At 71.2% G+C, this 9,003-nt stretch carries 12 protein-coding genes; 11 read left to right on the top strand and 1 reads right to left on the bottom strand.

All coding sequences use genetic code 11. The features are described 5' to 3' along the window. Positions 1 to 10: 10 nt before the first annotated feature. From FDZ70_03680 to FDZ70_03645, 8 genes are all read left to right on the top strand, one after another. Positions 11 to 277, top strand: a complete 267-nt coding sequence (locus tag FDZ70_03680; GenBank protein TLM78846.1) for a 4Fe-4S dicluster domain-containing protein — start codon at positions 11 to 13, stop codon at positions 275 to 277. Positions 278 to 311: 34 nt separating this feature from the next. Further along, on the top strand, positions 312 to 533 hold the full coding sequence (locus tag FDZ70_03675; protein TLM78845.1) for a sulfurtransferase TusA family protein: 222 nt from the start codon (positions 312 to 314) through the stop codon (positions 531 to 533). A gap of 26 nt (positions 534 to 559) precedes the next feature. Continuing rightward, entirely contained in the window at positions 560 to 1,381 is an 822-nt protein-coding gene (locus FDZ70_03670) for an STAS domain-containing protein (GenBank protein TLM78844.1), read from the top strand. Further along, on the top strand, positions 1,012 to 1,800 hold the full coding sequence (locus FDZ70_03665; protein TLM78843.1) for an STAS domain-containing protein: 789 nt from the start codon (positions 1,012 to 1,014) through the stop codon (positions 1,798 to 1,800). The genes FDZ70_03670 and FDZ70_03665 overlap by 370 nt, the downstream gene beginning before the upstream one ends. A 230-nt stretch (positions 1,801 to 2,030) precedes the next feature. Beyond that, on the top strand, positions 2,031 to 2,510 hold the full coding sequence (locus FDZ70_03660) for an anti-sigma regulatory factor (GenBank protein ID TLM78847.1): 480 nt from the start codon (positions 2,031 to 2,033) through the stop codon (positions 2,508 to 2,510). Then, complete coding sequence (locus tag FDZ70_03655; GenBank protein TLM78842.1) at positions 2,510 to 3,094, top strand: stage II sporulation protein E; 585 nt, start codon at positions 2,510 to 2,512, stop codon at positions 3,092 to 3,094. The genes FDZ70_03660 and FDZ70_03655 overlap by 1 nt, the downstream gene beginning before the upstream one ends. Positions 3,095 to 3,108: 14 nt before the next feature. Then, positions 3,109 to 3,567: an anti-sigma regulatory factor gene (locus FDZ70_03650; GenBank protein TLM78841.1), complete on the top strand. Its 459-nt coding sequence runs from the start codon at positions 3,109 to 3,111 to the stop codon at positions 3,565 to 3,567. Next, on the top strand, positions 3,564 to 4,055 hold the full coding sequence (locus tag FDZ70_03645) for a hydrogenase maturation protease (protein TLM78840.1): 492 nt from the start codon (positions 3,564 to 3,566) through the stop codon (positions 4,053 to 4,055). The genes FDZ70_03650 and FDZ70_03645 overlap by 4 nt, the downstream gene beginning before the upstream one ends. On the opposite strand, the gene FDZ70_03640 is transcribed toward FDZ70_03645, so the two are convergent. Further along, entirely contained in the window at positions 4,045 to 4,224 is a 180-nt protein-coding gene (locus FDZ70_03640) for a hypothetical protein (GenBank protein ID TLM78839.1), read from the bottom strand. The two genes, FDZ70_03645 and FDZ70_03640, sit on opposite strands and share 11 nt — an antisense overlap. A gap of 1 nt (position 4,225) precedes the next feature. Here FDZ70_03640 and FDZ70_03635 point away from each other — a divergent pair, with 1 nt between their 5' ends. The 3 genes from FDZ70_03635 to FDZ70_03625 form a co-directional block, all read left to right on the top strand. Then, positions 4,226 to 6,232, top strand: coding sequence for a diguanylate cyclase (locus FDZ70_03635; protein ID TLM78838.1), 2,007 nt, complete (start codon positions 4,226 to 4,228; stop codon positions 6,230 to 6,232). Positions 6,233 to 6,245: 13 nt separating this feature from the next. Beyond that, positions 6,246 to 7,328 (top strand): hypothetical protein, encoded by a 1,083-nt coding sequence (locus FDZ70_03630; GenBank protein TLM78837.1) that lies wholly within the window; start codon positions 6,246 to 6,248, stop codon positions 7,326 to 7,328. Between the two features lie 45 nt (positions 7,329 to 7,373). After that, positions 7,374 to 9,003, top strand: a 1,630-nt coding sequence (locus FDZ70_03625; protein TLM78836.1) for a cell wall-binding repeat-containing protein, incomplete at its 3' end; no start/stop codon positions are given.

The following is a 9,003-nucleotide window of genomic DNA, read 5'->3' as shown; positions in this document are numbered from 1 at the left end:
CGAGGGACGGATGCTCGTGCGCGAGGCGACCGTGGCGGTCGTCGACGAGGACCTGTGCGGCGGGTGCGCGCTGTGCGTGCTGTCCTGCCCGTACAAGGCGGTCTCGTTCGACGCCGAGAAGCGGCGGGCCGTGGTCAACGAGCTGCTGTGCCACGGGTGCGGCACGTGCGTCGCGATGTGCCCGTCCGCGGCCATCGCCGCCAAGGGGTTCACGGACGCGCAGTTGACGGCAGAGGTCCGGGGTCTGCACGATGCAGGTTCCCGGTGCACTCGGTAGGCACGATCCGACACGGAAAGGCGGGGGTAAAGACATGGCTACGAAGCAGGTCGACGCGAGGGGGCTGCGGTGCCCGCAGCCGGTGCTGAAGATCACCACGGCGATGCCCGACATGCAGCCCGGCGACATCATGGAGGTCTCTGCGGACTGCGCGACGTTCGACGAGGACGTCCGCAAATGGTGCGACCGGATGGGCAAGACCCTGCTCGCCATCACCAAGGAGGGCGAGATGTCGGTCGCCCAGATCCGGTTCTGACGACGAGGCGATAGAAGGAGCATCCGATGGCCAAGGACAACGGGTCCGTCTCGATGGGCAGGGGCGACTTCGACGCCCTGCTGGCCGCGCTCGACCGCATCGCCGCGGGCGAGTACAGCGAGCGCGTGAGCGTCGACACGGCCGATGAGGGGATCGCGCGCCTGCGCGACGCGTTCAACGCCGCCCTGCAGTCGGTCGACGACCACCTCGGCGAGGACCGTGAGGCGACGATGAACCTCGCGCTGGGTATGGCCGAGTGCTTCAACGTGCTCGGCGAGGTGCGGCGCGGGAACCTTGCGGCGCGGGTCGGCGAGGACCTGCTCACGCGCGAGGACGACCTGATCTCGAGCTTCGGGCGCGCGCTGAACGACACGATCGCCGACATCGAGGCGCAGATCGCGACCATCCAGCGCCAGGAGGACACGCAGGCGGCGATGGAGCATCTCGTGCGCCAGCTGCAGACGCCGATCCTCCAGCTGTGGGACGACGTGCTCGCCCTGCCGGTCATCGGCATGGTCGACTCGCGCCGCAGCGCGGAGATGATGGGATCACTGCTCGACGAGATCATGCGGCGCCGCTGCAAGTACGTGATCCTCGACATCACCGGCGTCGAGATCGTCGACACGCGCACGGCGGACCACTTCGTGAAGGTCATGAAGTCCGCCGAGCTGCTCGGCGCGCGCTGCGTGATGACCGGCATCCGCCCGGCCGTCGCTCAGACGCTCGTGGAGCTCGGGGTCGACCTCACCTCGATCAACACCCTGCGCAACCTGCAGGAGGGCCTGCGCTTCTGCCTGCGCGAGATGGAGCAGAGCCGCGCAGGCGGCCGGCTCGCCGCCGAGGGGTGAGCCGAGCTGTGGTCGAAGAGCGTCACATACCGATCATCAAGCTCTACGACACGCTGATCGTCTCCATCCAAGTGGAGCTGTCCGATCGGCTCGTGCTGCAGCTCAAGGACGACATCGCCAACGAGATCCAGCTGCTCGGTCCCAGCGGCCTGATCATCGACGTGTCCGGCGTCGAGATCATGGACAGCTACATCTCGCGCACCATCCGCGACATCGGCATGATCTCGCGCCTGATGGGGGTCACCACCGTCATCTGCGGGCTCGACCCGAACATCGCGATCACGCTCGTCGAGATGGGCATGGACCTCGAAGGCGTGACGCCGTTCCTCGAGATGGAGTCGGCGTTCGAGTACCTGCATCACGGCCGCTGCGCCGTCGACATCGCGGGGGACGACGGGGAGGACACGTGGTCCCTGTAGCGCGCGTGAGCGACGCCGCCGTCGAGGCCATCAGGCCGATCACGGGCGGGATCGTGGCGCGATCGATCGCAACGGTCGCCGTGACCAAGTGTGGACTCGACGTCGAGTACGCGAGCCAGGCGCAGGTCATGGATCTCGCCGCTGCGATGGAATCGGGCATCCGCAGTTTCGTCGCGGAACCCGAGCGCGCCGAGGAGGCCGTCCACGCGTTGCGCAACGCGATCGCCGCGATGTCGCTCGGCGGCGGTGCGGAGGCGGCTGCGAGTGCGCTCGGCGCATCGGCAGGAGCGCCGGCCCCGGGCGCCGCGCAGGGCGCCGGCGACCTGTGCCGCATCGAGCTGCGCGAGGAGTACGACATCGTCACGGCGCGCGGCATCACGCGCGAGATGTGCGGCGCGCTCGGGTTCGCGGCAGTCGAGCAGGTCAAGGTCGCGACCATCGTGTCCGAGCTCGCGCGCAACATCATCGCGTATGCGGGGCGCGGCTCGATCGAGCTGCGCGCCATCCGGGAGGGCCGCAAGGGCATCGAGGTCAAGGCGGTCGACAACGGCCCCGGCATCCCGGACCTCGACGCCATCATGGAGGGAGCGTACAACTCCCGCTCCGGCATGGGCATCGGTCTCGTCGGCACGAAGCGGCTGATGGACGAGTTCGAGATCGACAGCGTGCCGGGACGCGGAACGACGATCATTGCGAGGAAGTTCGCCTGATGCTCCTGGACATAGGTACGGTGCGTCGCCCCGCTCTGGGCCAGCGGGTCTCGGGCGACGCGTTCGCGGTCGTCTCGCGCCCTGACAGCCTGCTCGTCGCCGTGGTGGACGGGCTCGGTCACGGGCCCAACGCCGCCGAGGCGGCCGACGCGTTCGTCGAGTCTGTGGAGGGCGCCGACGACGTCCCCCTCGATACGATGATGGCCGACGCGGGCCGGCGTCTCGCGCACACACGGGGCGCCGCGGCGACGATCGTGCGTCTCGACTTCGCGCGGAGGCGGATCGAGACCAGCGGGGTGGGCAACGTGCACTTCCAGGCGCACGCGGACCGCTCCATCCACCCCGTGTCCGCGCCCGGCATCGTCGGGCATCGCGTCCGCAAGGTGCTCCGCTTCGAGTTCGGCCTGCCCGACGAGCTGCTCTTCTCGCTGTCGTCCGACGGGCTGTCGAGCCGCATCCACCTCGAGCGCTACACGGACGGCACCGCGCAGGAGATCGCGGAGCGCCTGCTGGAGCACTACGGCAAGGCGCACGACGACGCCACGTGCATCGTGGTGCGCTACGCGGCCGAGGCCCCGGCGTGAGGACGCACGGCGGCATGACCGAGCGCACGTGGGCGTGCCCGATGCGTTCGAGCATAACCGGCCACATCCGGCGCCAGTCCGACGTGCTCGCTTGGCCGCACCGGTGCGCGGTGCTCGCCTTGGCCTGCGGGCTCGACCCGATCGCCGTGCGTGAGGTCGAGCTGATCGCCGCGGAACTGGCGAGCAACACGCTGCGCCACGGCGGCGGCGGCGAGGTCCACGCGGCGTACAGCGAGCAACCCGCGCGTTGCATCGAGCTGACCGCCACGGACGACGGACCGGGTTTCGACGACATCGAGCACGCGCTCATGGACGGCGTCTCGAGGGGGCGCCGGGTCGAGGAGCTGGCGATCGCGCGCGGGGAGGGCCTCGGCGCGGGACTCGGGGCCATCGGCAGGCTGGCGGACGAGCTGTTCGTCTCCAACAAGCTCGACGGCGGTGCGGTCGTCATCGCGAGGAAGTACCTGCCGTGAGCCCGCACGGGGGCGCGAAGCGCTCCGTCGTGCTGCTCGGTCTCGGCAACACCCTGCTTTCCGACGACGGCGTCGGCGTGCTCGTGGTGCGCGCGATCGCCGGCGAGGCGCGAGCGCTCGGGGCCCAGGTCGCCGAGGCCGAGGTGGCGGGGTTCGCGCTCGTGGACGTGCTGGGCGACCACGACGCGGCCGTCGTCGTGGACGCGGCGCGCCTGCCCGGCCTCGCTCCGGGCGAGATCGTGGTGCGTGGCCTCGACGAGTTCGAGCCCTCGCTGCACCTCGTCGCGGCGCATCAGGTCGACCTGCCGGCCGCCCTCGCGCTGGGCAGGGCGATGGGCCACCGGATGCCCGAAGTGGTCCGCGTGGTGGCGGTGCAGGTCGCCGACGACCGCACCTTCTGTGAGAGCTGCACCCCCGAGGTGGCTGCCGCCGTCGGCACCGCCGCGCGGCTCGCGCTCGGGCTGGTCGAGGAGCTCGTCAGGAGCTGAGCGGCCGCTCCGTGGGCCCGTCATCGGGGAGCCGGATCGCCTCGTGCCAGAACACGCGGTCGGCCAGCGCCAGCGCCGTCCCGACGCCGATGTAGACCGCGCCGAGGATGCCCGCGCCGATGCGGTCCGGGTGCACGTAGAGGGTGCGCAGCGCGATCCCGCCGCCCATCATGAGCGCGATGAGCCCCCAGGAGCGCAGGGACAGGAACCCGAGGAGCGAGGCTCTCCCGCGCGACCGGATACGCGCGACCGCGTTCGTTGCCGCCCTGTCGAGCAGCAGCCGGGCCTTGAGCACGCCGAGGGCGAGCCCTGCCGCGAGCGCCCACGAGTGCCACTCGCGGTCGTGCACGTACATCACACCGCGCACCAGGAGGATCGAGGCGCCCACGAGCCACATGAGCGCCGCAGCCACGATCTGTGTGCGGACGCTCGCCTGCGGTGTGCGCACGGTCACGCTCTCGGCCTCTCTTCGCGGTCCGGTCGAGCATGCCGGCCTCGCGGAGGTGCGAAGGCGGGATGCCGGTGCGGGACGTCATGGGGTACTCTGGACGACGGAGTGTGATTCTACGGATGGCGGGTGCCGTCCGTCGAGAAGCACGACGCAGCGGTCGCCCGGGGGAAACGCCGCTGCGGCGTCCGTCCGTTCACGCATCCGCGGAGGAGACGTGGTGAGGCAAGCGTCGTGGGGGCCGCTGCGCTTCCGCGTCCCGGCCATAGTCGTCGCCCTGTTCCTCGTGCTTGCCGCGGTGCTGGTGCGGGGCATGCGCCACACCGCCGTCGAGAGCTACACGGCCGTCGAGCGCGAGAAGGTCGGCAACGATGTGCGGCGCGCGGCCGCGGCGCTGGACGCACAGGAGCAGGGGCTGCGCGCGACAGTGGCCGACCGGGCCGCGTGGGACGACACCTACGCCTTCATGGACGGCTACCCGGACTGGTATGTGGTGTCGAACCTGACCACCCCGGCGCTCGCCGCCCTGCGGCTCGACCTGATGGCGTTCGTCGACGAGGCCGGGAGCGTCGGCCACATCGCGGGCGGGGACGGCACGCTCCCGCGCGAGACGGTCACTGCGATCGAGGCGGTCGCGGCCCGCGTCATCCGCGAAGGCGCCGACGGCGAGCGGAGCGGAGCGGTGCTGCTCGGAGAGGGTCCCGCGCTCGTCGCGGCGGCGCCCGTCACCAGCAGCGACCGGTCGGCCCCGCCCCGGGGGGTCCTCGTGATCGCGCACGTCCTCGGCGCGTCGGACCTCGCGTCGCTCGAGGAGGTGACGATGCTCGACGTGAAGCTCAAGCCGCCGCGCGAGGGGGACTCATCGGGCGACGTTCCGGACCAGGTCTACGTGGAAGCGGTCGACGACCGCACCGTCGCCGGCCGCGAGACGCTGCTGGGCGTAGACGGGAAGCCCGCGGTGCGGATCCTCGTCACCGAACGCCGGAGCGAGTTCATCAACGCGATGGCGACCCTCGAGTACGCCGGCTGGGCCATCCTCGGCCTGGTCCTGCTCTTCGGCCTCGGCATGTACGCCGTCCTCGACCTCATGGTGCTCGGGCGGTTGACCCAACTGCATCGTGAGCTGTCGGCCATCGGCGCGGCGCCGACGGCGCCGAAGCGTGTCAGCGTGCGCGGGAGCGACGAGATCTCCGACGTCGCCACGGCCGTGAACACGACGCTCGAGCGGCTCGAGGCCGCCGAGGAGGCGCTGCGCCACGCCGCGCACCACGACTACCTCACCGATCTGGACAACCGACGCGGCTTCGAGCGCGAGGCCGTCCGCGAGCTCGCAGAGCGGGCGCGCCGGGGCGGGCACTGTGCGCTCATCCTGCTGGACATGGACGACTTCAAGGTCGTGAACGACACCCACGGCCACCAGGCCGGGGACCGGGTGCTCGTGCAGTTCGCGGAGATCCTGCGCACGTCGATGCGCTCGTACTCGACCGTGGCGCGGCTCGGCGGCGACGAGTTCGCCGTGCTGCTCCCGCACACCGATCGCGACGAGGCGATGGTCGCCCTCGGACGCCTGAACGAGGCGCTGTGCGAGGCGGAGTGGGACGTCGGTGACGGCAGCCTGCCCATCCGGACGAGCGCGGGCATCGCGGTCAGCCCCGACGACGGCGAGACGCTCGACGAGCTGGTGGGGGCGGCCGACGGCATGCTGTACGCCTGGAAGGCCGAGAAGTAGCGGCTCGCGCCCGGTGGCGGGCGTGACGCGCCTGCGCGCCTGCGCGTACGATCGCCGCGCGACGCCCCCGATCCGCATCCGGAGCCGCATGCCCGAGCGCCCGCCCGATCGCACCCGACGCGCGACCGCCGCCTTCGCCGCCGCGGTCGCGCTCGCCGCCGCGGCGTACGTCGCGCTCACCGCCTGGTCCGCGCCCACGTTCCGCGGCTCCGACCAGTACTGGTACGTCGAGGACACCGAGGCCCTCGCCACGGACCAGCCCGCGATCACGCACGAGGTCTTCCCGTACTTCCTCTCGGTGCCGCGCGACGAGTACTGGAACGAGCCGCCCTTCATCCACAACGTCCCGGTGCTGCGCGTCTGGGCGGCCGCGGCGCGTGTGCTGCCCGTCGCGGAGCTGTTCGACGCGATGCTGCTGGTGAACGTGCTTTGCGCGCTCCTCGGCGCGCTGTTCGCCGGGCTGGCGTCGGCGCGCTTCACCGGGCGATGGACGGCGCTGGGCGCGGCGGCGGCGTACCTCTTCATCCCGGTCGGCTTCTGGGTGACCGGGCAAGGGATGTCCGAGCCGTTCTCGGGCATGCTCGTCGCGCTCGCGCTGTGGCTGGTGGTCCGGTGGCCCGGACGGATGTGGCCCCTGCTCGCGGCGCCCGCGTTCGACCTGGGAGTGTTCGCACGCGAACTGGCGCGCAACGCTGTGACCGCGCTCGAGGTGCAGTTCCACCCGGGCATGCGGGTGTTCGACATCACGCGGTTCGCGCCCTGGGCCGACCGCTGGCCGGTCAACGCGCTCGCGCAAGCCGCGCGCCGGGCCGAGGCGCGCTCCGCGATCGGGCCGCTCGTCCCGCCGTACGCCTCCGTCGTCCTCGACACGGCGTTCGACGCCCGCTGGGTGGCGGACTACGCGGTCTCGCCGCGCTCCGAGCTCGCGCTCACCACCACGTTCCCGTACGACGACGCCACCTACCGGCGCCTCCTCGAGCGCTTCTCGGCGGACTACCTCGTGGCCGACTCGACGTCCCGCCTTCCCGCGCTGCTCGGCGCGACGCGCCTCGGCGGGACGGATCCGCTGACGGTCTACCGCATCCCGCCGCGCTGAGAGGGCTGTGCGCGCGGTCACGCGCCGTCACGAGGCGGCTCATGCGTGGCCGCGCGGATGCCGATTACCTCACGCGGGGGACACGACCGGCCCCGCTCGAACGGAGCAGACGAGATGCAGCCCAGGACCACGATCCGGATATCGCTCGCCGCGCTGTTCGCAGCCGCGGCGCTGCTGGCCGCGCCGTCGGTGGCGCTCGCCGCGTACACGCCGCCCGCGATCAAGGTCGCCGTGGTGCGCTCGGCCGTGAGCAAGTACTGGCTCGACAAGTACAACCGCGGCGTGGACCCGTACGTGCGCGAGGACGCCGTCACTACCTACCTGCAGGGACGCGGGTGGGACGTCACGCAGATCCCCGACTCGGCGCTCGACAACCTGAACACGCTGCGTCAGTACGACGTCGTGGTGCTGCAGACCGTGTTCGCGATGACGCCGCAGGCGAGCCGCAACATGGTCACGTACGTCGGCGAGGGCGGCGGCGTGGTGAACCTGATGGCGTCGCCGCGGGTCGCGCCCGACTATGCAGGCACCGAGTTCGGCGACCACTGGTTCGCGATCCTCGGCAACAACGCCTGGGAATGGGGACCGCTGTCCGAGGCCTACCAGATGACCTTCATCGACGATATGGGGCCGTTCAACTTCCACACGACCCCCGTGGCCGGTACGTCGATACTCACCGGCGCCCAGGCGATCCTGCAGGCGCGCGGGTACTCCTCGTCGGACATGAACATGTGGCGTGACGCGGGCTCCGCGACCTACCCGAACCGCTACGCGTGGATCGAGTTGGCCAAGGAGGTCGGCAGCAACACCAACGTCAAGCGGTTCATGAACCTCGTGCCGGACACCCAGCCGAGCCAGTCGGGCGCCTCGTACAAGTCGAAGGACTACCCGGGCACGCACTCGGGTGCTTCGTACGCGGAGTACCTGAACGGGAGGGCCGTGTACTTCGGTTTCTTCGGCACCGAGATGCTGCCCAACATGAACTGGTACGGGCTGGGGTCGCAGCCGACCAAGACCTCCGGCGTGCCGCAGGGAGAGGTCTTCGGCGCATGGATGGAGTCGGCGATCGCCTGGGCGGGCACGCCCACCGGGGCGGTCGGCGCCATCATCCGCGACGGTCGCACCTACGCGGTGTGTGACGTGTACGGCGACGGCATCTACGCGAACCAGTACACGCAGAACTTCGGCAACGTCGCCGTCCAGGGGACGCTGTACTTCCGGGTGTACGACCCGTCGGGCCGAAAGGTCCACGAGGCGGTCCGCTACAAGATCTGTGTCGAGCCCGGGGCCTCGCACCGATACACACAGCGGTACATCACCTCGCGGCTCGCCGACGGCGTCTACCGGGTCGAGGTCGAGTACGTCACGACGTACCCGAGCTATGGGCGCCACTACGTCGAGTCGCTGTACGTGCGGCGCAGCGCCGGCACGGACCTGCGCACCGCATACGACGCCGCCCGCACGCGCGGCGCATACGCCGCTGACCCGCGCGTGGTGCGCTACGCTGGCGCCGACCGCTACGGGACCGCGCTCGCCATCGCGGACGCCGGCGGCGGGTACCCGCGCCCCGGCGGGTCGGTCGTCATCGCCTCGGGCGGCGCCGGTGCGGACGCGCTCGTGGCGGCGGGCATCGCCGCCGCGGTCGACGCGCCCGTGGTGCTGACCGAGCAGGCGG

This window comes from Actinomycetota bacterium, from assembly GCA_005774595.1.
Classification (GTDB): Bacteria; Actinomycetota; Coriobacteriia; order Anaerosomatales; family D1FN1-002; genus D1FN1-002.
The sequence above is the reverse complement of the archived record's forward strand: the minus strand, read 5'-3'. Positions and strand labels throughout refer to the sequence as shown.

What these genes read in the sequence shown, in the direction of transcription:
- FDZ70_03680 (TLM78846.1), top strand. Translation starts at nt 11, where the DNA reads ATGCTCGTGCGCGAGGCGACCGTGGCGGTCGTCGACGAGGACCTGTGC.
- FDZ70_03675 (TLM78845.1), top strand. Translation starts at nt 312, where the DNA reads ATGGCTACGAAGCAGGTCGACGCGAGGGGGCTGCGGTGCCCGCAGCCG.
- FDZ70_03670 (TLM78844.1), top strand. Translation starts at nt 560, where the DNA reads ATGGCCAAGGACAACGGGTCCGTCTCGATGGGCAGGGGCGACTTCGAC.
- FDZ70_03660 (TLM78847.1), top strand. Translation starts at nt 2,031, where the DNA reads ATGTCGCTCGGCGGCGGTGCGGAGGCGGCTGCGAGTGCGCTCGGCGCA.
- FDZ70_03655 (TLM78842.1), top strand. Translation starts at nt 2,510, where the DNA reads ATGCTCCTGGACATAGGTACGGTGCGTCGCCCCGCTCTGGGCCAGCGG.
- FDZ70_03650 (TLM78841.1), top strand. Translation starts at nt 3,109, where the DNA reads ATGACCGAGCGCACGTGGGCGTGCCCGATGCGTTCGAGCATAACCGGC.
- FDZ70_03640 (TLM78839.1), bottom strand. Translation starts at nt 4,224, where the DNA reads ATGGGCGGCGGGATCGCGCTGCGCACCCTCTACGTGCACCCGGACCGC.
- FDZ70_03635 (TLM78838.1), top strand. Translation starts at nt 4,226, where the DNA reads ATGAGCGCGATGAGCCCCCAGGAGCGCAGGGACAGGAACCCGAGGAGC.